The organism is Aureimonas jatrophae, from assembly GCF_900104035.1.
Classification (GTDB): Bacteria; Pseudomonadota; Alphaproteobacteria; order Rhizobiales; family Rhizobiaceae; genus Aureimonas; species Aureimonas jatrophae.
Genome location: NZ_FNIT01000001.1, coordinates 200,434 through 222,560 on the forward strand (window position 1 = coordinate 200,434; position 22,127 = coordinate 222,560).

Annotated in this window: 25 protein-coding genes; 19 read left to right on the forward strand and 6 right to left on the reverse strand. The window is 68.8% G+C overall.

What is annotated here, in order from left to right:
* Position 1: 1 nt before the first annotated feature.
* The 3 genes from BLQ76_RS00930 to BLQ76_RS00940 are packed head-to-tail and all read right to left on the reverse strand — an operon-like array spanning position 2 to position 3,096.
* Positions 2-1,105 carry a D-TA family PLP-dependent enzyme gene (locus BLQ76_RS00930; protein WP_090667565.1) on the reverse strand — a complete coding sequence of 368 codons (1,104 nt, stop codon included), beginning with the start codon at positions 1,103-1,105 and terminating at the stop codon, positions 2-4.
* Complete coding sequence (locus BLQ76_RS00935; protein ID WP_090667568.1) at positions 1,102-2,580, reverse strand: M81 family metallopeptidase; 1,479 nt, start codon at positions 2,578-2,580, stop codon at positions 1,102-1,104. Before BLQ76_RS00935 ends, BLQ76_RS00930 begins: the two co-directional genes overlap by 4 nt.
* A gap of 24 nt (positions 2,581-2,604) precedes the next feature.
* Complete coding sequence (locus BLQ76_RS00940) at positions 2,605-3,096, reverse strand: hypothetical protein (protein ID WP_090667571.1); 492 nt, start codon at positions 3,094-3,096, stop codon at positions 2,605-2,607.
* 109 nt (positions 3,097-3,205) lie between these two features.
* Between BLQ76_RS00940 and BLQ76_RS00945 the strand changes: the two genes are divergently transcribed.
* From BLQ76_RS00945 to BLQ76_RS00965, 5 genes are read left to right on the forward strand one after another with little or no spacing between them, the layout of a single operon-like run.
* On the forward strand, positions 3,206-3,589 hold the full coding sequence (locus BLQ76_RS00945) for a RidA family protein (protein ID WP_090667575.1): 384 nt from the start codon (positions 3,206-3,208) through the stop codon (positions 3,587-3,589).
* 10 nt (positions 3,590-3,599) lie between these two features.
* Positions 3,600-4,463, forward strand: coding sequence for a MurR/RpiR family transcriptional regulator (locus BLQ76_RS00950; RefSeq protein WP_090667577.1), 864 nt, complete (start codon positions 3,600-3,602; stop codon positions 4,461-4,463).
* A gap of 34 nt (positions 4,464-4,497) precedes the next feature.
* Complete coding sequence (locus tag BLQ76_RS00955; protein WP_090667580.1) at positions 4,498-6,411, forward strand: beta-N-acetylhexosaminidase; 1,914 nt, start codon at positions 4,498-4,500, stop codon at positions 6,409-6,411.
* Positions 6,412-6,416: 5 nt separating this feature from the next.
* Positions 6,417-7,856 carry a M81 family metallopeptidase gene (locus BLQ76_RS00960; RefSeq protein ID WP_090669418.1) on the forward strand — a complete coding sequence of 480 codons (1,440 nt, stop codon included), beginning with the start codon at positions 6,417-6,419 and terminating at the stop codon, positions 7,854-7,856.
* A gap of 13 nt (positions 7,857-7,869) precedes the next feature.
* Positions 7,870-9,132: an MFS transporter gene (locus tag BLQ76_RS00965; RefSeq protein ID WP_090667583.1), complete on the forward strand. Its 1,263-nt coding sequence runs from the start codon at positions 7,870-7,872 to the stop codon at positions 9,130-9,132.
* On the opposite strand, the gene BLQ76_RS00970 is transcribed toward BLQ76_RS00965, so the two are convergent.
* Positions 9,129-9,476 (reverse strand): DUF427 domain-containing protein, encoded by a 348-nt coding sequence (locus tag BLQ76_RS00970; protein WP_090667587.1) that lies wholly within the window; start codon positions 9,474-9,476, stop codon positions 9,129-9,131. The genes BLQ76_RS00965 and BLQ76_RS00970 overlap by 4 nt on opposite strands.
* A gap of 169 nt (positions 9,477-9,645) precedes the next feature.
* Between BLQ76_RS00970 and BLQ76_RS00975 the strand changes: the two genes are divergently transcribed.
* The 8 genes from BLQ76_RS00975 to yacG all read left to right on the forward strand — a co-directional run bounded on the left by BLQ76_RS00975 (position 9,646) and on the right by yacG (position 14,537).
* The gene (locus tag BLQ76_RS00975; protein WP_090667590.1) at positions 9,646-10,206 is read left to right on the forward strand and encodes a sigma-70 family RNA polymerase sigma factor; all 561 of its coding nucleotides are present in this window, start codon (positions 9,646-9,648) and stop codon (positions 10,204-10,206) included.
* Positions 10,203-10,922 carry an anti-sigma factor gene (locus tag BLQ76_RS00980; protein WP_170842415.1) on the forward strand — a complete coding sequence of 240 codons (720 nt, stop codon included), beginning with the start codon at positions 10,203-10,205 and terminating at the stop codon, positions 10,920-10,922. The genes BLQ76_RS00975 and BLQ76_RS00980 overlap by 4 nt, the downstream gene beginning before the upstream one ends.
* A 121-nt stretch (positions 10,923-11,043) precedes the next feature.
* Positions 11,044-11,604: a fasciclin domain-containing protein gene (locus tag BLQ76_RS00985; protein WP_090667596.1), complete on the forward strand. Its 561-nt coding sequence runs from the start codon at positions 11,044-11,046 to the stop codon at positions 11,602-11,604.
* Positions 11,605-11,729: 125 nt separating this feature from the next.
* Positions 11,730-11,888, forward strand: a complete 159-nt coding sequence (locus BLQ76_RS21890) for a hypothetical protein (RefSeq protein WP_090667599.1) — start codon at positions 11,730-11,732, stop codon at positions 11,886-11,888.
* A gap of 108 nt (positions 11,889-11,996) precedes the next feature.
* Positions 11,997-13,289, forward strand: a complete 1,293-nt coding sequence (murA, locus tag BLQ76_RS00995) for a UDP-N-acetylglucosamine 1-carboxyvinyltransferase (protein WP_090667602.1) — start codon at positions 11,997-11,999, stop codon at positions 13,287-13,289.
* A gap of 168 nt (positions 13,290-13,457) precedes the next feature.
* Positions 13,458-13,676: a translation initiation factor IF-1 gene (gene infA, locus BLQ76_RS01000; protein WP_062011982.1), complete on the forward strand. Its 219-nt coding sequence runs from the start codon at positions 13,458-13,460 to the stop codon at positions 13,674-13,676.
* A 16-nt stretch (positions 13,677-13,692) separates the two neighbouring features.
* Positions 13,693-14,334 carry a Maf-like protein gene (locus BLQ76_RS01005; RefSeq protein ID WP_090667606.1) on the forward strand — a complete coding sequence of 214 codons (642 nt, stop codon included), beginning with the start codon at positions 13,693-13,695 and terminating at the stop codon, positions 14,332-14,334.
* Complete coding sequence (yacG, locus tag BLQ76_RS01010; RefSeq protein ID WP_090667609.1) at positions 14,331-14,537, forward strand: DNA gyrase inhibitor YacG; 207 nt, start codon at positions 14,331-14,333, stop codon at positions 14,535-14,537. The genes BLQ76_RS01005 and yacG overlap by 4 nt, the downstream gene beginning before the upstream one ends.
* Positions 14,538-14,542: 5 nt before the next feature.
* On the opposite strand, the gene BLQ76_RS01015 is transcribed toward yacG, so the two are convergent.
* Both BLQ76_RS01015 and BLQ76_RS01020 read right to left on the reverse strand, forming a co-directional pair.
* The gene (locus BLQ76_RS01015) at positions 14,543-15,148 is read right to left on the reverse strand and encodes a transglutaminase-like cysteine peptidase (protein ID WP_090667613.1); all 606 of its coding nucleotides are present in this window, start codon (positions 15,146-15,148) and stop codon (positions 14,543-14,545) included.
* A gap of 234 nt (positions 15,149-15,382) precedes the next feature.
* On the reverse strand, positions 15,383-16,174 hold the full coding sequence (locus tag BLQ76_RS01020) for an alpha/beta hydrolase (protein ID WP_090667616.1): 792 nt from the start codon (positions 16,172-16,174) through the stop codon (positions 15,383-15,385).
* Positions 16,175-16,397: 223 nt separating this feature from the next.
* On the opposite strand from BLQ76_RS01020, the gene infC reads away from it, so the two are divergent.
* From infC to pheT, 6 genes are all read left to right on the forward strand, one after another.
* Positions 16,398-16,937, forward strand: coding sequence for a translation initiation factor IF-3 (gene infC / locus BLQ76_RS01025; protein WP_090669422.1), 540 nt, complete (start codon positions 16,398-16,400; stop codon positions 16,935-16,937).
* Between the two features lie 278 nt (positions 16,938-17,215).
* Positions 17,216-17,416 carry a 50S ribosomal protein L35 gene (gene rpmI / locus BLQ76_RS01030; protein ID WP_090667618.1) on the forward strand — a complete coding sequence of 67 codons (201 nt, stop codon included), beginning with the start codon at positions 17,216-17,218 and terminating at the stop codon, positions 17,414-17,416.
* 39 nt (positions 17,417-17,455) lie between these two features.
* Positions 17,456-17,872 (forward strand): 50S ribosomal protein L20, encoded by a 417-nt coding sequence (gene rplT, locus BLQ76_RS01035; protein ID WP_062011994.1) that lies wholly within the window; start codon positions 17,456-17,458, stop codon positions 17,870-17,872.
* A 198-nt stretch (positions 17,873-18,070) separates the two neighbouring features.
* Entirely contained in the window at positions 18,071-19,156 is a 1,086-nt protein-coding gene (gene pheS / locus BLQ76_RS01040) for a phenylalanine--tRNA ligase subunit alpha (protein ID WP_244519429.1), read from the forward strand.
* Between the two features lie 77 nt (positions 19,157-19,233).
* A complete protein-coding gene (locus tag BLQ76_RS01045) occupies positions 19,234-19,638 on the forward strand; it encodes a hypothetical protein (RefSeq protein ID WP_090667623.1) in 405 nt (134 codons plus the stop codon).
* Positions 19,639-19,677: 39 nt separating this feature from the next.
* Positions 19,678-22,101 (forward strand): phenylalanine--tRNA ligase subunit beta, encoded by a 2,424-nt coding sequence (gene pheT / locus BLQ76_RS01050; RefSeq protein ID WP_090667626.1) that lies wholly within the window; start codon positions 19,678-19,680, stop codon positions 22,099-22,101.
* The last annotated feature ends 26 nt before the right edge of the window (positions 22,102-22,127 follow it).

A 22,127-nucleotide genomic window follows, 5' to 3' on the forward strand; every position in this document is an offset into this window, starting at 1 on the left:
GCTACCAGACCAGACCTCGCGCGGCGACCGGAACGACCTGCGTGACGCGTCCGTCGCGGTGGAAGACGACGTGATCGAAGAGGTTCGACACCACACAGGTGTGGTTCGGCACGATACGCAGGACGTCGCCGATCGCCGGCCCTTCGCCCGTCACGGCCGACAGGTCGAGGACGCCGTGCTCCTCGGAGAGCGATGCGATCCGCGCCTCCGGCCAATCCTCGACATGGCCATAGTCCCGGAAGCCGAGCAGATCCGAGGTCAGCGCCTTGGAGCCGGCGTCGATCACCGCGCGCTCGCGCGTCGGCCGCGAGACGACGGTCGCCAGCACGTGCATGGCGCAGTCGTCCCAGCCGCAGGCGCCGGCCCGCACCATCGAGCGGTCGTTATAGATGTAGGTGCCGGCGCGGTGCTCCGTCGCGCTGGGCACGAGATGCGCCTGGAAGACGCCGGGCGTGCCGCCGTTGCTGACGACCGGACAGGGGAGGCCAGCCGTCTCCAGCATCGCTCTTGCGTCCGACAGGAAGCGCTCGACGCTCCCGTGCGCATCGCCAGGCGGAAAGGTCATGATGCCGCCGAGCCGCAGTCCCGGTTCCGCCGCGATGCGTCGGGCGAGGTCGAGAGCGTCCGCAGGCGCCTGGACGCCGCAGCGCCCGCCGCCCGTGTCGCATTCCACCAGAACCGTGAGCGGCTTGACCGCGTCGCGGAAGGCTGCGCCCAGCGCCTCCACCGTGGCGCGGCTGTCCGCCACGACCGTGAGGCGGGCCACGCGCTCGTTGAGGCGTCGGAGCGGCTCGTGTTTCCCGGGACCCAGAATGTTGAACGTGATGAGGATGTCCTCGACACCCTCGCTGGCGAAGGCTTCGGCCTCGCTGACCTTCTGGCAGGTGATGCCGACCGCGCCGGCCTCCAACTGCTGGTGGGCGAGGGCCGGGATCTTGTGCGTCTTGATGTGGGGTCGAAAGCGCAGCCCGTGCGCGTCCATGTAGTCCTGGACGCGCTGGACGTTGCGCTCCACCCGTGCCTCGTCGATCACGGCGCGCGGCGTCGAGACCGCGTCGAGCGGTGTCCCGACGGCGGGCAGGAAGTCGGTCTCGATGGTGCTCATGCGCTATACTCCGATCCGGCGTGAGGATCGTCCGTGATGGGCCAGATGTCACGAGGCGCGCGACGGTAGGGCGTGCGGGCGGGATCGTTGGGATAGGGCGTTCCCGCCGAGCAGTAGAGGATCTCGCTGGCGATCGGTGCGAAGGCCGCATGGAAGTGGTTGGTGGACTTGATCAGGAGGATTCGCCTCGCCGCGGGATCGATCCCCAGCGCGGTGAAAAGACTCGGATCGAAGCTCTGCGCGCGGACCGTGTTGAGGATGACGTCGGTCCCGTCCGGCAAGCGGATATGAGCGGCATCGCCAAACGGCGCGAGACTCTCTCCGAACCGCATCTGCGCATCGCGCGCAAGCCGCACCACCTCGACCCGTGCGTCGATCGGGTTCCCCGTACCGGGCGCCGACTTCGCGCCGAAGCGCAGCGGTATGGTGGCGCCTTCGCCGGCCGCCATGCAGATGGATACGGCGACGGGGTCCCAGATCGTTCCGACCGCGACGCCTTCGGCGCCCTGCCGCATCAGCTCAGTGAGGATCACCGTCGCATCGCCAGCCGTTCCGCCGCCCGGATTGTCCCAGACGTCGGCGATCACGACGGGGCCGCGCGCCGCAGCGGTCGCGCGCCGCGTGGCGTCCTCGGGCCCCATCTGGGGCACCATGAACGTGCCGCGATGACGGAAGAGCTCGAGCCCGATCCGCCGCGCCAGCGCGTCGCCATGGGCCTGCGCACCGTCGGTCACGACGAGGACCTTGGTACCCATCTCCGGGACGTCGCCCGCCATGAAACCATGGATCACGGAGATCGACAGGACCAGGGGATCGTCCCGTTCGGTGCGCCGCATGTCGTCGACGATGCCGCGCATCGGGGCGCGAGAGGTCGGAAAGACGTCGATCATGCGGCAGTCGAAGACGCTGATGGCGGGGCGCACGCGCTTCTCCAGCGCATCACCCGCCAGGCGCCAGAGATCGCGGGCGGCGTCGACGAAATCGGTATGAGGGAATTCCTTGAAGGCGACGAGAAGGTCGCTCGCCGCAACGCGTCGACGCGTCAGGTGGCTGTGCGGATCGAGCGTCGCTCCGATCAGGGCGCCGGGTCCCGCGATCGCGCGCACGCGTTCCAGAAGGTCGCCTTCCGCATCCTCGTAGCCGTCCGCGACCATCGCCCCGTGCAGCCCGAGAAGCACGGCATCCACCGGCAGGGCGGCGCGCAACTGCCCGAGGATCTCGTCGCGCAGGGACTCGTAGGCCTCTCGGTTCAGAAGCCCGGCCGGGTCCGCCCAGGCCGCCGTGCCCTCGATCAAGGTCCAGCCGCGGCGTCGCGCTTCCGCTCGCCCCACCGTGACGACCGCGGTGCAGAGCGTCGGCGTCTCCGGGTGACGGCCGGGCGGCGCATAGAGCGAGGCCTCGAAGGCGCGGCGATCGATGCAGATCGGCGAGAACGTGTTGGTTTCCGTGGCGAGCGCGGCGGTGAAGATTCGCAAGGCGCAGGCCCTCCGTCGAGGGCGTCAGCCCTTGGGCATCGGGTAGGGCAGGTAGCCCACGAAGCCGGTGATGCGCCAACCGTCGCCGGTCCGGCGGCACTGGTAGAGCGTCTGCCAGTTCATCGCGTCGAACGACCCGTCCGCCAGCCGGATGCCGCCGTCGAAGCACTTGCGGGCGAGCGCGCGGTCACCGTCGATCTGGACGGCCTCGAGCCGGGTGGTTCGGAAGATTGCGTCGCGCGGGTCTTCCGCGAAGCGAAGGCGCGAGAAGCCTTGGGCCTGCCGCAGCCATTCGCGACGATAGGCATCGAGCGTCGGGAAGGCGAGGCGCCAGTCCGCGGGATCGGGCAGCCGGCGCGCATCGATCGCCGAAAACTCGGCGTCCACGAAATCGCCCGACACGGCAGCCCAGTCGCCTGCCAGAAAGGCGTCGATGTCGCGCTCGACCAGCATCTGCCAGATGGCGTGCCGATCCGCGTCGGCGGAGGAAAACGGGTTAGCGAACGGGTCTCGCATCGACGGGCGCACTTAAAAAATTTTCAGAACGGCGGTTTCCACTGGCAAAAATCCGTCGATCATGGTCGGCTGTCAACGAGACGCGAAAATAATTTGCATGGGGGCGGCCATGGCGCTCAAGCGGTACGGAACTGGCGAAACGGGTGCGGGCGGCAAGCCGCTGCCGTTCGCCCGCGCGGTCGAGGCCGACGGGTGGCTCTACGTGTCGGGTCAGGTGCCGATGGAGAACGGCGAGATCGTGCCGGGCGGCATCGTCCAGCAGACGCACACCACCATGCGGAACCTCGTCGCCATCCTCACCGAGGCTGGCTACGGGCTGGAGGATGTCGTGCGCGTCGGCGTCTGGCTCGACGACCCCCGCGACTTCTGGAGCTTCAACGGCGTCTATGCCGAGTATTTCGGCGCCCATCCGCCCGCGCGGGCCTGCGTTCAGTCGTCCATGATGGTGGACTGCAAGGTCGAGATCGACTGCGTGGCCTACAAGGCTCGGTAGGGTCGGGGCGGTGGACATCTTCTCGGCGCTGCAGGACGAGCGGGTACGTCTGTCGCCCGCTGAAACACGCATCGCCGACCTGCTTCTGGGTGACTTCGAGTTCGCGGTGAACGCGTCGATCATCGAGTTGGCCAGCCGCGCCGACGTCTCGCCGCCCACCGTCACGCGCTTCTGCCGCCGGCTCGGCTGCGAGAGCTTCTCGGACTTCAAGGTCCAACTCGCCCGGACCGCCTATGTCGGTCTGCGATATCTCCGCTCCGAGCCGCAGAGCCGCGCGACCGCAGACGTCGCCAAGGAGATCGTGGAGAAGGCGCAGGACGCCCTGTTCCTTCTGCATCGCTCGCTGGATCTGTCGGCCGTCGAGGCCGCGGCCGACCGGCTCGCGGGGGCGGAGATGATCTACGCCTTCGGCTCGGGCGGCAACTCGTCGCTGATCGCGCTCGAGATTCAGAACCGACTGTTTCGCCTCGGTCTTCGCGTGACGGCGAGCGCCGACCACGCCATGCAGGCGATGATGGCCGCGGCCGTCGCACCCGGCGACGTCGTGATCGCCTCCTCCTTCTCGGGCCGCAACACCGAGGTCAAGCGCGCCCTTGAGCTCGCGCGCGACAACCGCGCCGGCACGATCGCCCTGACGCAGGGCGACAGCCCCGTGGCGGCGGCGGCCGAGATCGCCGTGCCGGTCAGCCTGCCGGAAGGCGACAACATCTACCGGCCGACCTCGACACGTCTCGCCTATCTCGCGCTCGTCGACATCTTGGCGAGCCTCGTCGCCTACCGGCGCCAGCCGCAGGCGACCGCGACGCTCCGGCGCATCAAGCGGCACCTCGTGGCGACGCGCGACGGCGACGATCGCCAGCTGCTTGGCGACTGACGAACCCGAACATGCTCTACGGAAAGGACACGCGATGACCCCGAGCTTCCGGCTGGAATCGACCTGGGACGCCTCGGAAGCGCCCAACGGTCGCTTCGACTTCGCGCTGGTGAACCTTGGCGTCGAGACGCTGGAGCGTTTCCAGGTCGCCTATACGGCTCTGACGCGGGTCATCGACCGCGCCGCCTGCCGCAACGCGCGCTTCGTCGAGCGCGACGCGAACTACCATGCCTATGCGCCGCCAGAGGGCTTCCGCCTCGCGCCCGGCGAGACGTGGCGCTTCTCGGTCGGCGGATTGCACCGTCCCGCGCGCCATCGCACCGACGGACCGAAGTCGGCCTACCTGACGGATGCGGCCGGACGGCACCACGCCGTCGCCGTCGCCGACTGCATGCTGGCGGGCGCCCCCAGCGAGTTGCCGCCTCCGCGCCTGCCGCAGGGCCACCTCGATCAACCCTTCGCCCTTCTGCCCTGGCCGCGCCGCGTGGCGCTGCAGCCGGGCGAAGCGGTCCCCGTCGCGCTTCACCCGGAAGAGGGGAGCGCTGCGCAGGACGTTCTGGCCGTCGATGCCGCGCTCGCGCTCTTCCAGCGCCTCTTCCCGGTCGATCATGTGCCGTTCCGCCTGGTGCCCGCGCCGGGAACCCGTGCGATCCGCTTCCAGACGGAGGCTTCGATGGGCGCGGAAGCCTACGCGGTCGAGTTCGGCGACGCGATCGTGGTGCGCTCCGGAGGGTCCGCCGGTCGGCAGCACGCGCTGGTGAGCCTTGCGCAGATGCTGCGCGCGGCCCGTGCCGACCGCGAGCGCTTCCGCTTTCCCGCATCCGGCGTGATCGAGGACGCGCCGCGCTACGGCTGGCGCGGCTGCCATCTCGACGTGTCACGTCAATTCTACCCGGTCGCCGACGTCCTGCGCCTCGTCGACATCATGGCCTGGGCAAAGCTCGACGTCCTGCACTGGCACCTGACCGACGACGAGGCGTGGCGTCTGGAGATCCGCGCCTATCCCGAGCTCACCACGACCGGCGTCCTGCGCGGGCCCGACGAGCCGTTGAAGCCGCAGCTCGGCAACGGCGCCGAGCCGGTCGGCGGCTTCTACTCCCAGGACGACGTTCGCCGCGTCGTGGCTCATGCGGCCGCGCTCCACGTCGAGGTGGTTCCCGAGATCGACATCCCCGGCCACAACGCGGCGACGCTGGTCGCGCTGCCCGATCTCACCGACGGCCAGGAGGCGCCGGAGAGCTACCACTCCGTGCAGGGCTACCCGAACAACGCGTTGAACCCCGGCATCGAGGCGACCTACCCGTTCCTGGAAACGGTTCTGGACGAGATGGCCGAGCTCTTCCCCAGCCGCTACGTCCACGTCGGCGGCGACGAGGTGGCGGACGGCGCCTGGCTGGCCTCGCCCAAGGCCAAGGAGGTCATGGCACGCGCGGGGTTGTCCGGCACGTTCGAGCTGCAGAGCTGGTTCCTCGCCCGCGTCCAGGCGATGCTCCAGGCGCGCGGCAAGCAACTGGCCGGCTGGAACGAGGTGGCCCATGGCGGCGGCGTCGATCCGGCGGGAACGCTCCTCATGGCCTGGGAGAAGCCCGAGGTCGGCATCGAGCTGGCACGCGCGGGCTACGACGTCGTGATGACGCCGGGCCAGGCCTACTATCTCGACATGGTGCAGGACGAGGCCTGGCAGGAGCCGGGCGCGAGTTGGGCCGGCACCGTGCCGCCGGCGCATACCTACGGCTACGAAGCCGAGGGCGACCTGCCGGAAGAGCTGCGCGACCGGCTCAAGGGCATCCAGGCCTGCATCTGGAGTGAGCATTTCCTGAACCGCGACTACTTCAACCACCTCGTCTTCCCGCGTCTCTACGCCATCGCCGAGTCCGCCTGGTCGCCGCGCGAGAACAAGAGCTGGGATCGCTTCTGCACCTTGGCGCCGCTGGGACCGAAGCTGTGACAGCCATCTTCCGCATCGCCGTCGGCGGCATCCACACGGAATGCTCGACCTACTCTCCGGCCACCATCGCGGCCGAGGACTTCCGCGTGTTTCGCGGGGAGGCCCTGCCGCAGGCCGAGGCCTTCTCCTTTCTGGCGCAGGCGGAGGATGTCGACCTTCGTCCGCTCCTCCACGCCCGGGCCGTGCCCGGCGGGCCGGTGGAACGCGAGGCCTATGAGGGATTCAAGCGCGAGTTCCTGAACGGCCTCCGGGCGGCGCTGCCGCTCAACGGGCTCTACCTCGCGCTGCACGGCGCGATGAATGTCGTCGGCATGGACGATGCCGAGGGCGATTGGGTGAGCGCGGCACGTGCGGTGGTCGGTGAGCGCTGCGTGGTGGCGGCGAGCTACGACCTCCACGGCAACGTCAGCGAGCGCGTGGTGGATGGCCTCGACATCTTCGCCGCCTACCGCACCGCCCCTCATATCGACACGCGCGAGACCATGGTCCGCGCCTGGGACATGCTCCTGCGCACGCTGCGCTCGGGCGAGCGGCCGGGCGTCGCCTGGGCGAAGGTGCCGGTGCTCCTGCCGGGCGAGTGCACCTCGACCGAGGACGAACCGGCGCGCTCGCTCTACGCGGCGCTGCCCAGCTTCGACCGACGCGACGGCGTGTGGGACGCGAACCTGATGATCGGCTACGTCTGGGCCGACGAGCCGCGTGCGACCGCTTGCGCGGTGGTCACCGGAACGGATCGCGAGGCCGCGCGCGGGGCGGCGACGGAGATCGCACGAAGCTACTGGAACGCCCGCGAGGGCTTCGGCTTCGGACCGGTCACGGGACCGCTCGACGAGATGCTGCGCATTGCCGAAGCCGCTACGACCCGTCCGGTGATCTTCGCCGATTCCGGCGACAACCCGACCGGCGGCGGCGTCGGCGATCGGACGGATGTTCTCAACGCCTTGCTCGCGCGCGACTGGCAGGGTGCTCTTCTCGCCGGCATCGCGGACCAGCCGGCTGTGGAGGCGTGCTTTGCGGCGGGCGAGGGGGCTATGGTCGCGCTGTCGATCGGCGCGACGCTCGACAAATCCAGCCGTCCGGCCAAGGTCGATGCCAAGGTTCTGCGGCTCGACGATCCCGGTCTTGGCTCCGAACGGCAGGCGGTCGTGGAAACGGGAGGCGTACGCGTCGTGCTGGCCGCGCGGCGCCGCCCCTACCACAACATCGAGGACTTCCGACGCCTCGGTCTCGACCCGCAAGCCGAGCGGCTTCTGGTGGTGAAGTCCGGCTACCTGTCGCCGGAACTCGCGCCGATCGCCAATCCCAACCTCATGGCGCTGACCGACGGCGTCGTGAACCAGGATATTCCGCGCTTGGCCAATGATCGGCGTGTCGGACCCCACTTCCCATTCCAGCGTGATTTCGCGTACGAGCCGGAGCCGCGCCTTTCCGCGCGCTGGGTCTAGACCAGAGCCGATCATGAACAGCCGGGCCATCGAAGACGAACGCGTGGCGGCGCAGGCCGCCGCGCGGGGCAAACCGCTGGCGCTCGCCTTCCGCGAGCCGAGCGTGCGCGCGGCGATGATCGCGATCTTCTTCTTCGGCTTTTCGGGCGCGGCCACTGCGCCCTACCAGTCGGTGGTCGGCATTCGGGAACTGGGGTTGGCCAACGGCGTCTACGCCGCGCTGATCCTCCTGTCGGCGGCGGTGAACGTCGTCGTCAGCGTCGCGGTCGGCATGCTGGCCGACAGGCTTGGGCGCACGCGCTCGCTGATGATCGCGACCAGCGCCTTCGGCGTCGTGGGCGCGGCGCTCATCTACCTCGTGCCGAGCCAGGCGAGCTTCGTCGTGTCAGGCCTCGTCTTTTCACCGGTCTACGGTGCCGTGAACGGGCTCCTGTTTGCCACTGTGCGCGTGGCGACCGACCGGCTCGACGGCGACGCGGCCGGTGCCGTGAACTCCACGGTGCGCGCGGCGCTCTCGCTCTCCTGGGTTCTCGTGCCGGGACTGACGGCGCTCGCGCTGACGGGCCGCGCCAGCATGCTGCCGGCCTACCTCATCTCGGCTCTGGCCGCGCTCGTGCTGCTTCTGGTGATCGTCGTGATGCTGCCGCGCGAGGCGCGGGGCGCCGCGCGCGAGATCGGGGCCGCAGTGCCCGATCGCTCCGCGCTCTCCTCGATCCTGTCGGCAGGCGTCGCCCTGCGCATGATCGCGCTTGCGCTCGTCTGCTCGGCGCTGCACGTCAACGGCGCCGTCCTGCCCTTGATCGTGACCGGGGCGGCCGAGGGCACGGTCGCCGATATCGGCATCGTGGTCGGCATCGTGGCGGCGCTGGAAGTCGTGTTCATCTTCGTCTGGACGCGCATCCAGCGGCGGATCAACTCGGTGCGCGCGCTGGTCGCCGGCACCGTACTCTATGCAATCTATCTCGCACTTCTCGGCCTTTCCACAGCACCCTGGCACGTCTATGCGCTGACGCTATTGAGTGGCTTTGCGGCTGCCGCGCTGATCAGCATTCCCATCACCTACCTGCAAGACCTGATGCGCGGGCGACCGGGTCTCGGTTCGTCGCTGATCTCCGTGAACTTCTTCATGAGCGGCGGCATCTGTGCGGCGATTTTCGCCTTTGGCACGCATGTCACGACCTATGGCGGGACATCCGTCATCGGCGGCGCCGCCGCGCTTCTGGGCGGCGCCATGCTGTTCGCGCTCGACGGCCGGCGAGGCGCGCCGGACGTCTAGACGGCCTGGCCGATCGCGATGCGGATCTTGTCGGGATAGAAGGCGATATGCCCGGCGATGTCCTCGGCCCCGCTCTTGGGCGTCTCGTAGCTCCAGGCCGCATCCGTCTCGCCGTAGCCCTCGGCCGAGATGTTCCAGTAGCGCGCCTCGCCCTTGTGCGGACAGGTCGTGCGACGGTCGCTCTCGTGCAGGAACGCCATCTCGACATCGTCGCGCGGTATGTAGACAACCGGGTCGCGCCCGTTCTCGTGCAAGAGGACCGCCCGCTTGGTCGAGGCGATCACGGCGTCGTGGAAGAGGACGTTGATCGGGCGTGTGTCGTGTTCGGTCCGGATCGCGGACATGGATCTCTCCTGTGGCGGTGCGCGAAAGGCGCGTCAGAGGCGAAATCACGCGGCGCGCCCGCCGGTTCCCGCAAGCGCCCACTTGCGTTGTGGCACGCTCCGAACGACAAGCGGAGCCGGGAGCCGGTTCGTAGCCGGGACCCGGTTCGGGAGGTTACGAGCGATCCGCATGACCGCACCGCCATCGGCCCGCGAGCATCTGGCCCGGCGTCTCGTCGCCGTGGGCGAGGGCGAACGCACAGCGCTGCGCGACGTCTATGATCTGACGTCCGCGAAACTTCTGGGCATCTGCCTTCGTATCTTGGGAGACAGGGACGAGGCCGAGGACGTGCTGCAGGACGTATACATCGCGGTTTGGAACAAGGCGGACCGGTTCGATCCAGCGCGCGCGAGCCCGATCACGTGGCTGGCGACCATCGCCCGCAATCGCGCGATCGACCGTCTGCGCCAGCGCGGTAGCCGCGGTGACTCAGCACCCGTCGAAGCGGCCGAGGCGTTGCCCGACGAGGCACCGGACGCCCTGTCGCTGCTGGAAGGGCGGCAGGAGGCGGTGCGCCTTCGCGGTTGCCTGGGCGAGCTTGACGTCCGTTCGCGCGACCTGATCGCCTCGGCTTTTTTTGGCGGACGCACCTATGATGACCTGGCGCGCGCCGGCGCCATGCCGCTCGGCACGGTCAAGAGCATCGTGCGGCGTGGCCTGCAACGACTGAAGGGATGCCTCGAGGCATGAGCGATCCGCTTGGGCCCGCAGAGATGGGCGAGGACGAGATGCTGGCCGCCGAACACGCGCTGGGTGCGCTGTCGGGCGCCGAGCGTCGCGATGCCGAGCGCCGCCTTCGGTCGGACCCGGCCTTCGCCCGCGCGGTGGAGCAGTGGAACGAGCGCCTGTCGCCGCTTCTCGACGGTGTCGGGCCGGTTGCGCCCTCGGGCACGGTATGGAGTGCCGTCGAGGCGAGCCTGCCGCGCATGGGCACGCGACAGGCCGCCAACGACCCGAGGCTGGGCGTTTCGCCCTGGTGGCGTCGCGCTGCGATCGGCACCGGCGGCCTTCTGGCCGCGAGTCTTGCGGCGATCGCGGTTCTCGTTTCCGCGCCGTCCGCGCCGACTCAGACACTCGCCGCCCGCGTCAGCAACGCCGACGGCGTCGCGCTGTTGGCGGCCGTGCTCGATCCCGCGACCGGGCAGGCGACGCTGGTTCCCCTCGCCATGCACAGCGAACCCGGACACGTGCCGGAACTCTGGTTCGTGCCGCCGGGCGGCGTGCCGATCTCGCTTGGCGTTCTGGACGGCGACGAGCCGCTGCGGATCGATCTGGTGTCGCGGCGGGTCGGCTCGATGAACGCGCCCGGCGGCGCTCTGGCGGTGTCCATGGAGCCGGCAGGCGGATCCCCGACCGGCGCTCCGACGGGTCCCGTGATCGGGCAAGGGGCGCTCGGCGCCATCTGACGGATCGCTGTTGCGAAAAAATTTCGCGTGGCATGCATCCGCCTTGCAAGCCCGCTTCGTAGCTTCCCCCGCAACGGGCCGCCGGGACGGCAGGCTCGACCAAGGGAAGGACGAGACGATCATGCTGAAGCTGCGCCCAGTTCTCGCTGCCACCATTCTCAGCGTCGGCCTTGCCGGTGCGGCGCTTGCGCAAAGCCCCGTCATGGTGGGCGGCGCGCCGATGTACGCCAACAAGACCATCGCGCAGAACGCGCCCGAGGCGCCGAACCTGACGACGCTGGTCGCCGCCGTGAAGGCCGCCGGCCTCGTCGACACGCTCGGCTCGAAGGGTCCCTTCACGGTCTTCGCGCCCACCAATCGCGCCTTCGAGAAGCTGCCCAAGGGCACGGTCGAGACGCTGGTGAAGCCCGAGAACAAGAAGACGCTCACCAACATCCTGACCTACCACGTGGTTGCGGGCGACTACACGGCCGCGCGCCTGATGCGCGAGGCCCGCCGCAACGGCGGCGAGGTGCACCTCAAGACCGTCGAGGGCGCCCCGCTCACGGTGAAGATGCAGGGCAAGCGCCTCGTGGTGATCGACCAGTCCGGCAAGGGCGCGACGATCCAGACCCCGGACGTCAAGCAGGCCAACGGCGTCGTCCACGTCATCGGCTCGGTTCTGATGCCCAAGATGGGCTGACGGCCCGTCACCCCGGCGGGGCCGCGATTGTCCCTTGCGTTCGGCCCCGCACGAGGCCCGGCTTCTCCCCCGAGCCGGGCCTCCCGCTTGTGAGCAGGCCCGTCGCGCCGCTAAGGGTGGGCGGCATGAACAAGCTCTTCTCGGTTCTCCTGATCGCCCTGATGGCGTTTCACCTGTGGCGGCCGCTTGGTTGGCCGGGCCTCAGGCGGCGCGGCGACTTCTGGCGGATCGCGATCGTGGGCTTGGTTCTCTTCGGATTGGATGCCGTTCTGCGCCCGCATTGATGCCGGCCGCGTCGGGTCGTCTATTTGCCGCACTGTCATGGCTCGTGTAGGACGCAAACTTTCGCGAGCTTACGAAGCGCGCGACCGGGGCGGGGTACAGGGGACTTCATGGACCGCATTCGTATTCGCGGCGGCAACGCCCTCAACGGGACGATCCCGATCTCGGGCGCCAAGAACGCGGCCCTGCCGCTGATGATCGCCTCGCTTCTGACCGACGACACGCTGACGCTCGAGAACGTGCCGCATCTGGCCGACGTCGAGCAGCTGATTCGCATTCTCGGCAATCATGGCGTCGACTACACGGTCTCGGGCAAGCGCCTGGCGACTTCGAGCGCCGGCTCGGGCCGCACGATCCACTTCACCGCCCGCACGATCGTCGACACCACGGCGCCCTACGAGCTGGTCTCGAAGATGCGCGCGAGCTTCTGGGTGATCGGACCGCTCCTGGCGCGTTGCCACAAGGCCCGCGTCTCGCTGCCGGGCGGCTGCGCGATCGGAACGCGGCCGGTCGATCTCTTCATCGATGGCCTTCGTGCGTTGGGCGCCGAGATCGACATCGACGCCGGCTATATCGTGGCCGAGGCGCCGGGCGGCCTCAAGGGCAACCGCTACACCTTCCCGAAGGTTTCGGTCGGTGCGACCCACGTCATGCTGATGGCGGCCTCGCTCGCCAAGGGCGAGACCGTGATCGAGAACGCGGCGCGCGAGCCCGAGATCGTCGATCTCGCCCAGTGCCTCAACGCGATGGGCGCGCGGATCGAGGGCGCCGGCACCTCCACCATCACGATCCAGGGGGTCGAGGCGCTGTCGGGCGCGCGGCACCGCGTCCTGCCCGACCGCATCGAGACCGGCACCTACGCGATGGCGGTCGCGATGACGGGCGGCGACGTGACGCTCGAGGGCACCCGCACCGATCTTCTGCAGACCGCGTTGACCGCGCTCGGCGACGCCGGCGCCGAGATCACCGACACGCCGAACGGCATGCGCGTCTACCGCAACGGCAACGGCATTCGCCCCGTGGATGTCGTGACCGATCCGTTCCCGGGCTTTCCCACCGATCTCCAGGCGCAGTTCATGGCGCTGATGACGCGCGCCGACGGTGTCGCGCATATCACCGAGACCATCTTCGAGAACCGGTTCATGCACGTGCAGGAGTTGGCTCGCCTCGGCGCCAAGATCTCGCTGTCCGGTCAGATGGCCCGCGTCGAGGGCGTGCCGCGCCTCGTCGGCGCGCCGGTCATGGCGACCGACCTTCGGGCTTCCGTCAGTCTGGTGATCGCCGGTCTCGTCGCGGACGGCGAGACGGTGGTGAACCGTGTGTACCATCTCGACCGGGGCTTCGAGCGGCTCGAGGAGAAGCTCGGCGCCTGCGGCGCGGAGATCGAGCGCATCAGCGGCTGAGCGGCGTCGTCCCCATCCGATTTCGTGCGCGGCGCTTGCTTTTTGCGCCGCGAACAACGATCTAGGGCCGACATTCCCGATATGTTGACCGCTTCGCTGAGCGAGCGGCCGCTCTGGATCGCGCCGACCTTCGGGCCAGCCGACCCGCCCTGAAGGTTTAAAGCACGCATGGCGAAAGAAGAAGTTCTCGAGTTTCCGGGGGTCGTCACCGAACTCCTGCCCAACGCGACCTTCCGCATCAAGCTCGAGAACGAACACGAGATCATCGCCCACACGGCCGGCCGCATGCGCAAGAACCGCATCCGCGTGCTGACGGGCGACAAGGTCCTGGTGGAGATGACGCCCTACGACCTGACCAAGGGCCGCATCACCTACCGCTTCAAGTAGCCCGAAGGGTCTCCAGATGGGCGGCAGTGCACTGGTTCTGGCTTCCGGCTCGCCGCGGCGCCTGGAACTGCTTCAGCAGATCGGCATCGAGCCCGAGCGCCTCCTGCCCGCCGATCTCGACGAGACGCCCGAGCGATCCGAGCATCCCCGCCAACTCGCCAAGCGCCTCGCGCGCGATAAGGCTCGCGCCGCGTTCGAGACGCTCAAGGCGCGCGGCGAGACGGGACGCTACGTGCTGGGCGCCGATACCGTGGTCGCGGTCGGGCGCCAGGTCGTGCCTAAGGCCGAGATCGAGGACGAGGCGGTCGACAATCTCCGCCTTCTGTCAGGCCGAACGCACCGGGTCTTCACCGGCGTCTGCCTCGTCACGCCGCGCGGCCGCGAGCGCATCCGCCTCGTCGAGACGCGCCTGCGCTTCAAGCGCCTGTCGCGCGAGGACATCGAACTCTACGTCGCCTCCGACGAATGGCGCGGCAAGGCGGGCGGCTACGCCGTCCAGGGCCGGGCCGGCGCCTTCGTGGTGCGCATGGTCGGCTCCTACACGAATGTCGTGGGTCTGCCGCTTTATGAGACCCTGTCCCTTCTGGAGGGCGAGGGCTTCAAGGTCGCGGCAGCCGGCGTCGGCACCGTTGCCCCGGCGGACCGCGTCGACGCGTGAGCGAGAAGGTGACGCCGCTGCGGCCGCGCCGCAAATGTCCGGAATGCGGGCATCCCTCGGAGCGTGAAACGTTTCCGTTCTGCTCCCCGCGATGCAAGGCGGTGGACCTCAATCGCTGGCTGTCGGGCGCCTACGTCATTCCGGGTCCCTCGGTCGGCGCGGACACGATGCCCGACGACGACGAGGACCGCTCGCGCAACTGAACGCGTCAGGGCGTGACGGCGCTGACCACGGGATCAGACGAGGACTCGATCTCGACCCAGAGACCTGGATCCTCGCTCGACTGCCGCTTCAGGAATTCGTAGGGCGCATCCCGCCACGACAGGACGCGCCAGTCCAGATTGTCGAGGACGAAGTCGCCCTGGCGCGTGCGCAGCGTCAGGATCGCATGACCGGTGCCGTCGCGCTTGCGCACCACGGTCACGAGAAGATCCGAGAGCGGTATGCCGGCCGCGTGGAGGCGGGCGCGCTTCAGGAGGGCGAAGTCCTCGCAGTCGCCGGACTTGTCGGGCAGGGTCCAATATTCCTCGCGGCCGTACAGCGCCTGGTCGGAGGCCGGCTTGATCTGCGTGTTCACGGCGCTGTTCACGTCGGCGACGAGTCGCACCAGCTGCGACGTCAGGTTGATGGGGCCTGCAATGTCGTCGCGCGCAAGGGGAGCGCAGTCGCGCGGCTGTTCCTGACAATAGGCGAAATGACCGAACGGCTGTTTCGTCGGATGGCCGATGGGCATGACGGCCGGTGCTGCCTGCGAGGCCGAGCCGGAAAAAAGGCAAAGCAGGAGCGCTGCGCCGAACACGCGCCGAAAAATCATCGCGATCTCCGTCGATCGAGCGGCCCGTTTCCCGCTCGAAGCCCATCGTGAGTGCGACGCAAAAAGCTGTCAATCGGCAGATCGCCGTGAAGCTGGCGCGAAAGCGGCGTTGCGGCGCGCAAAATGGAAGCCATGTGCCGAAGGGCAAGGCATTTGCGCCGATTTTTCAATGGGACGCTTCGATACGGGACGACCGCTCTGTTGCCGATCCGTCACGAATCCGTCGCGCCGCCGTCACGCGAGCGCGGCGACCTCCTTCAGAAGATCGAGAACCGCCTGTTCCATGCGCTGCAGATCTTCGGGCTCGGACAGACGATGGTCGCCCCCTGGAACCAGTGTCATCGTGACGTTCTCGCTCGGCAGCAAGGCGGCCAGGTCGAGCGCATGACTGGGAGGAACCTCGCGGTCCTCCATTCCCTGTATGATGCGGACCGGCACGCCGCCGAGATCGATCGGACCGGTCATCACCGCAGCGGCGCGCCCGTCCTCGATCAGCTCACGGGTGTAGACCATGCCCTCGCCGTAGGGGGACGGCTCGACGAAACGTCCGGTTTCCTCGAGTTCGCGACGCTGCGTGTCGGTGAGGTTCGGCTCCACGAGCCGCGTCGTGAAGTCGGGCGCGGGCGCCAGGAGGAGCAGCGCCACCGCCGGGTTGCGCCCCTCGGTTCGCAGCGGTCCCACAAGCCCCAACGCGATCCACGCCCCCATGCTGGATCCCGCGAGGATCACCGGCCCCTCGGGTGCCAGTGCCGCGATCGCCTCTCGCGCATCCTCGGTCCAGAGCGTGATCGTGCCGTCCTCGAACCGGCCCTCCGACGTGCCATGCCCGCGATAATCGAATCGCAGGAAGCCGAAGCCTTCCCGGCTCGCCAGGGCGTCCAGCGCCTCGGCCTTGGTTCCCGTCATGTCCGAGCGCAGGCCGCCCAGCCAGACAAGGGTCGGACCGCGACCGGTCCAGCGCGCATAGGCGAGCGCCGGTTGGCTATCGCGGCGCAGCAAGCCTGCGGATCGGGACGCATCGGGCATGGGTGGGCGAGCTCCGCTGGTCGTCGGCGCGGCGCGTCCGTTCGCACGCCTTGGCATTTTTTGCCGCAGCGACACGTGAAAAGCGCGCCGGGACGTGCTATATCGAGATGGAAATCCGACCGAGCCGCGCTCGGCGGGCGGCGCCCCCGGCGATCCGACCCGCGCCCTGCGGCGGCCGAGATGTCGCAAACGCCAGTATCGTCGTCAACCGGAGTCAACGACCATTCGCAGACCCTTTCGCGCCCCGCCCACTCAAAAGGAAGGCCCTCGTTCCAACCGCGACATCCGCGTCCCGCAGATTCAGCTGATCGATGCCGACGGCCAGAATCGCGGTGTGACAGCGACCGCGGACGCGTTGGCCATGGCTGAGGAAGCGGGTCTCGACCTCGTCGAGATCGTGCCCAATGCAACGCCCCCGGTCTGCAAGATCGTCGATCTGGGCCGTTTGAAATACGAGAGCCAGAAGAAGGCCGCCGAAGCGCGCAAGCGCCAGAAGATCATCGAGGTCAAAGAGATCAAGATGCGGCCCAATATCGACGACCACGACTACGACACCAAGATGAAGGCGGTGCGCCGCTTCTTCGAGGAAGGCGACAAGGTCAAGGTCACGTTGCGCTTCCGGGGCCGCGAGATGGCGCACCAGGAGCTGGGCATGCAGCTCCTCAGCCGCGTGCGCGAGGAGACCGCCGAGATCTCAAAGGTCGAGGCCGAGCCCAAGCTCGAGGGTCGCCAGATGATGATGGTGCTCGCGCCCAAGGGCTGAGCACGGGCAGGGCGCCTTTGCGCCTCGCCAGACATGGGCGGGCCCTTCGCGGCCCGCCTCTTTCGTTTCGAGACAGCTGATTGCGTTTCCTGTGACGCATCGCTATAAGCCGCCCGTTCAACGACGAGCCGTCTGGCAGGGCATGCCATGTCGGCTCCGAAAGCTGTCGCGACCTTCGACTGATGTTCGATCGGTGCCGGCCGGACCCACTCCTGCCCTAGGGCTTCAGGTGGGCGCCGCTTGCGCCGCGTTCGCGATCCTGACCCTAGGAGAGCCAAATGCCCAAGATGAAGACGAAGGCGAGCGCCAAAAAGCGCTTCCGCATGACCGCCACCGGCAAGGTGAAGGCCGGCCCCGCCGGCAAGCGCCATGGCATGATCAAGCGCTCCAACGACTTTATTCGCAATAGCCGCGGATCGATGATCCTGCATGAGGCCGATGCGAAGATCGTCAAGATCTACATGCCCTACAACCGCTGAGCGCGGCCGGGCACCTAAAGATTTCAAGGAGATAAGATCATGGCACGCGTCAAGCGGGGCGTTACGTCCCACGCCAAGCACAAGAAGGTCCTGAAGGCCGCCAAGGGCTTCTACGGCCGTCGCAAGAATACGATCCGCGCCGCCAAGGCCGCCGTCGATCGCTCGAAGCAGTACGCCACGCGCGACCGCCGCGCCAAGAAGCGCAACTTCCGCGCTCTCTGGATCCAGCGCATCAATGCCGGCGTGCGCGAGCACGGCCTGACCTACGCCCGCTTCATCGACGGCCTGAACAAGGCCGGCATCGAGGTCGATCGCAAGGTCCTGTCCGACATCGCGATCCACGAGCCCGAGGCGTTTGCCGCGCTGGTCGAGCAGTCGCGTTCGGCCCTCGGCTACATCGGCGAGACCAGCCAGACCGAGCACGCCCGCGCGGTCGGCGAGAAGCGCGCCGCCTGATAAGGCATGGCGCTCCCGAGGAGCGCTTCGTTTGACTTTTGAAAAGGGGCTGCGATCCGATGGGAGCGCGGCCCCTTTCGCGTTCCAGCCCGCCCGATGAGCCGAAGGCTTGCTCTTGCGCGGCACAAACCTCTAGGAAGACCCCTGCCGCGAGAGCTGGTTTGCGCTCGCCCGGATGCCCGTACGCAAGGACTGCCCGTGACCGACCTTTCCGCGCTTGAGACCCGCTACCTCGCAGCCGTGGCCGAGGCCGGCGACGAGGCGGCTCTGGAGGCGGTGCGCCTCGAGGCGCTGGGGAAGAAGGGCGAGGTGTCCGAGCTGCTGAAGGGCTTGGGGCGCATGAGCCCGGAGGAGCGACGCGAGGCGGGTCCCGCGATCAACGGTCTGCGCGACCGGTTGCAGGCAGCGCTTGGCGAGCGCCGCGAGACGCTGGCCGGCGCCGCGATCGAGGCCCGCCTTGCCGCCGAGCGCCTCGACGTGACGCTGCCGGTGCGCTCGTCGCCGCTTTCGCGCGGCCGTCTCCACCCGATCAGCCAGGTGATCGACGAGATCACCGCGATCTTCTCCGACCTCGGCTTCTCGGTGGCGGAGGGGCCGGACATCGAGACCGACTACTACAACTTCACCGCGCTGAACTTTCCCGTCGGCCATCCCGCGCGCGAGATGCACGACACGTTCTTCCTGCCCGCCGGTGCGGACGGGGAGCGCAAGGTGCTGCGCACGCACACGTCGCCTGTTCAGATCCGCACGATGGAGGCACAGAAGCCGCCGATCCGCATCGTCATCCCCGGCAAGACCTACCGTCAGGATTCCGACGCGACCCACTCGCCGATGTTCCATCAGGTCGAGGGACTGGTGATCGACCGCACCGCCAACGTCGCCAACATGAAGTGGGTGCTGCAGACCTTCTGCGAGGCCTTCTTCGAGGTGCCGAAGGTCAACATGCGCTTTCGCCCGTCCTTCTTCCCGTTCACCGAACCCTCGATGGAGGTCGACATCCAGTGCGACCGCTCGCGTCCCGGCGAGGTGCGCTTCGGCGAGGGCAGCGACTGGATGGAGATCCTGGGTTGCGGCATGGTCCATCCCAACGTCCTGCGGGCGGGCGGGCTGGATCCCGACGAGTACCAGGGTTTTGCCTGGGGCATGGGCATCGACCGCATCGCGATGCTGAAATACGGCATGCCGGACCTGCGCGCCTTCTTCGACGCGGACGCGCGCTGGATCGAGCATTACGGCTTCCGTCCGCTCGACATGCCGACGCTCTTCGGCGGCCTGTCGGCCTGATCCCTCCGCCGGTTTGACCCGCTTCCGAAAGGCGGGCATGACCGGACACCGTCCACGCCTTCCCGAGGAAGAATCCCATGGCCCCTGGCGCCGCCGGCATCGCGCGTTTCACCGTGGTGGAGTTCATCGCGGTCGTGGCGGGCTCGATCATCGGACTGCTGGCGACCGCTCTGGTCGGATGGCTGTTCCAGGACATCCCGTTCGGAACGGTCGCGGCCTCGGCCGGATACTATGTGCTCGCCCTGGTGACGGTCGCGCTCTTCTCCGCGCTCTACGCCTATCTGCCGGGCACGCCGGCGACGCTTGCCTCGCTCGCCGTCGGCATCCTCCTGCCGACCGTGATCGTGCGCTTCTCGTTCGATGCGCCGCAGCCGCTCGGCACGCTTCTCCTGCTCCACGTCGTCTTCGCGCTGGTCGCCCTGTCCGTCTACCGCTTCGTCCACGCCGGCGGGCTGCCGGGCACGCAGCCGACCCGCCCCTGATTCCGCGACACGTCGCGACCATTCGAGTTTAGGCATCCCATGAAGTTCACGCTGTCCTGGCTGAAGGATCACCTCGAGACCGAGGCCTCGCTCGACGAGATCGCCGAGCGGCTGACCTCGCTGGGGCTCGAGGTCGAGGCGATCGATCGGCAGGCGCAGCTCGCGCCCTTCGTGATCGCGCGCGTCCTCGACGCCAAGCGCCATCCCGACGCCGAACGCCTGCAGGTGCTGACCGTCGATGCGGGTCCGGCGGTCAACGAGGGCAAGCCGCTTCAGATCGTCTGCGGCGCGCCCAACGCGCGTGCCGGGCTCGTCGGCGTCCTCGGCCTGCCGGGAACCTACGTCCCCGGCATCGACACGACGCTGGGCGTCGGCAAGATCCGGGGCGTCGAGAGCTTCGGCATGATGTGCTCGGAGCGCGAGCTGCAGCTCTCGGATGAACACAACGGCATCATCGACCTGCAGGCCGACGCGCCGGTCGGCGCGAGCTTCGCGGCGTGGCGCGGGCTCGTCGATCCGGTGATCGAGATCGGCCTGACCCCGAACCGCCCCGACGCGACCAGCATCCGCGGCATCGCGCGTGATCTCGCTGCATCGGGTCTCGGCACGCTCAAGGCCGACACGGTCGAGCCAGTCACGGGTGAGGGCGACTGCCCGGTGCGCGTCGCGATCGAGAGCCCGGTCTGCCGTCGCTTCGCGCTGCGCCTCGTGCGCGGCGTGCGGAACGGCCCGTCGCCCGACTGGATGCAGCAGCGGCTGCGCGCCATCGGCCTGCGCCCGATCAACGCGCTGGTGGACATCACCAACTACCTGACCTTCGACCGGGGACGGCCGCTCCACGTCTTCGACGCCGCGAAGGTGGCGGGCGACACGCTGCACGTTCGCGGCGCCGCGGCAGGCGAGGAAATCCTGGCGCTCGACGGGCGCACCTACGCGCTGCCCGAGGGCGCCTGCGTGATCGCCGACGCGAACGGCGTCGAATCGATCGCCGGCATCATGGGCGGCGAGCATTCCGGCTGCGACGAGGCGACCACCGACGTCCTGATCGAGTCGGCGCTGTGGGAACCGCTCGCCATCGCCCGCACGGGGCGCACGCTCGGCATCTCGACGGATGCGCGCTATCGCTTCGAGCGCGGCGTCGATCCCGCCTTCAACGAGCCGGGCCTGGAACTGGCGACCCGCATGGTGGTGGAGCTCTGCGGAGGCCAGCCCACGCATGCCGTCGTGGAAGGGAGCGAGGCGCCGGTGCGCGAGCCGATCCAGCTGCCGGCAACCGAGGTCGAGCGGCTGACCGGCCTGGCGGTGCCCTTCGAGCAGCAGCGCGATATCCTCACGCGCCTCGGCTTCGAGGTGCGTGTCGGTGCGGATGCGGCGTCCGCCGAGGTCGTGCCGCCGAGCTGGCGCCCGGACATCGACGGCAAGGCCGATCTCGTTGAGGAGGTCATGCGCCTCGTCGGCGTCGACCGGATCGAGCCGCAGCCGCTGCCGCGCCTGTCGGGCGTCAACCAGCGGGTCCTGACCAACGCGCAGGTGCGCGACCGCACCGTGCGCCGGGCACTCGCCACGCGCGGCATGCTGGAGGCCGTAACCTACAGCTTCGTGTCGCGCGAGGCGGCGGAGGCCTTCGGCGGCGGCGAGGCCAGCTTGCGCCTCGACAACCCGATCGCAGCGGACCTTTCGGACATGCGCCCCTCGCTCCTGCCGAACCTCGTGTCGGCGGCGGCACGCAACGCGCGCGCCGGCTACCCCGACACGGCGCTCTTCGAGGTGGCCGCCGTCTACCGCTCCGACAAGCCCGAAGGGCAGCGGCGCGTGGCCGGCGGCGTGCGCCGGGGCACGGCCAAGCTGACCGGCGGCGGACGCGACTGGAGCGGCGCGGCGCCCAATGTCGGCGTGTTCGACGCCAAGGCCGACGCGCTTGCCGCGCTGGAGGCGGCCGGCGTGCCGGTGGAGCGCCTGCAGTTCGAGACGCCTGCAAGCGCCTGGTATCATCCCGGCCGCTCCGCCCGCGTGAAGCTGGGACCCAAGACCGTTCTGGCCGAGTTCGGCGAGCTGCATCCGAGCGTCCTCAAGCGTCTCGGCACGACCGGCACGTTCGCCGCCTTCGAGGTCTTTCTCGACGAGGCGCCCGAGGCCAAGCGCAAGGCGACGCGCACCAAGCCGGTCCTGCAGCTGTCGCCCTTCCAGCCGGTGCGGCGCGACTTCGCCTTCGCGGTTCCGCGCGACGTCGAGGCGCTGCGCGTCGTGCGCGCTGCGGAGGGTGCGGATCGCAAGCTGATCGGCGACGTCCGCGTCTTCGACGTGTTCGAGGGCGGAGCGCTGGGCGAGGGCGCCAAGTCCGTCGCGATCGAGGTCACGCTCCTGCCGCAGGACCGCACCTTGACCGACGAGGATCTGGACGCCGTCTCGGGCAAGATCGTCGCCGCGGTCGCCAAGGCGACCGGCGCGACGCTGCGCGCCTGAGGTCTGGAACGACAAAGGGAGGGAAG

Excerpts from the sequence above, each read along its gene's own strand:
- BLQ76_RS00930 (WP_090667565.1), bottom strand. The coding sequence starts at position 1,105 with ATGAGCACCATCGAGACCGACTTCCTGCCCGCCGTCGGGACACCGCTC.
- BLQ76_RS00940 (WP_090667571.1), bottom strand. The coding sequence starts at position 3,096 with ATGCGAGACCCGTTCGCTAACCCGTTTTCCTCCGCCGACGCGGATCGG.
- BLQ76_RS00945 (WP_090667575.1), top strand. The coding sequence starts at position 3,206 with ATGGCGCTCAAGCGGTACGGAACTGGCGAAACGGGTGCGGGCGGCAAG.
- BLQ76_RS00955 (WP_090667580.1), top strand. The coding sequence starts at position 4,498 with ATGACCCCGAGCTTCCGGCTGGAATCGACCTGGGACGCCTCGGAAGCG.
- BLQ76_RS00965 (WP_090667583.1), top strand. The coding sequence starts at position 7,870 with ATGAACAGCCGGGCCATCGAAGACGAACGCGTGGCGGCGCAGGCCGCC.
- BLQ76_RS00970 (WP_090667587.1), bottom strand. The coding sequence starts at position 9,476 with ATGTCCGCGATCCGGACCGAACACGACACACGCCCGATCAACGTCCTC.
- BLQ76_RS00975 (WP_090667590.1), top strand. The coding sequence starts at position 9,646 with ATGACCGCACCGCCATCGGCCCGCGAGCATCTGGCCCGGCGTCTCGTC.
- BLQ76_RS00980 (WP_170842415.1), top strand. The coding sequence starts at position 10,203 with ATGAGCGATCCGCTTGGGCCCGCAGAGATGGGCGAGGACGAGATGCTG.
- BLQ76_RS00985 (WP_090667596.1), top strand. The coding sequence starts at position 11,044 with ATGCTGAAGCTGCGCCCAGTTCTCGCTGCCACCATTCTCAGCGTCGGC.
- BLQ76_RS21890 (WP_090667599.1), top strand. The coding sequence starts at position 11,730 with ATGAACAAGCTCTTCTCGGTTCTCCTGATCGCCCTGATGGCGTTTCAC.
- murA (WP_090667602.1), top strand. The coding sequence starts at position 11,997 with ATGGACCGCATTCGTATTCGCGGCGGCAACGCCCTCAACGGGACGATC.
- infA (WP_062011982.1), top strand. The coding sequence starts at position 13,458 with ATGGCGAAAGAAGAAGTTCTCGAGTTTCCGGGGGTCGTCACCGAACTC.
- BLQ76_RS01005 (WP_090667606.1), top strand. The coding sequence starts at position 13,693 with ATGGGCGGCAGTGCACTGGTTCTGGCTTCCGGCTCGCCGCGGCGCCTG.
- BLQ76_RS01015 (WP_090667613.1), bottom strand. The coding sequence starts at position 15,148 with ATGATTTTTCGGCGCGTGTTCGGCGCAGCGCTCCTGCTTTGCCTTTTT.
- BLQ76_RS01020 (WP_090667616.1), bottom strand. The coding sequence starts at position 16,174 with ATGCCCGATGCGTCCCGATCCGCAGGCTTGCTGCGCCGCGATAGCCAA.
- rpmI (WP_090667618.1), top strand. The coding sequence starts at position 17,216 with ATGCCCAAGATGAAGACGAAGGCGAGCGCCAAAAAGCGCTTCCGCATG.
- rplT (WP_062011994.1), top strand. The coding sequence starts at position 17,456 with ATGGCACGCGTCAAGCGGGGCGTTACGTCCCACGCCAAGCACAAGAAG.
- BLQ76_RS01045 (WP_090667623.1), top strand. The coding sequence starts at position 19,234 with ATGGCCCCTGGCGCCGCCGGCATCGCGCGTTTCACCGTGGTGGAGTTC.
- pheT (WP_090667626.1), top strand. The coding sequence starts at position 19,678 with ATGAAGTTCACGCTGTCCTGGCTGAAGGATCACCTCGAGACCGAGGCC.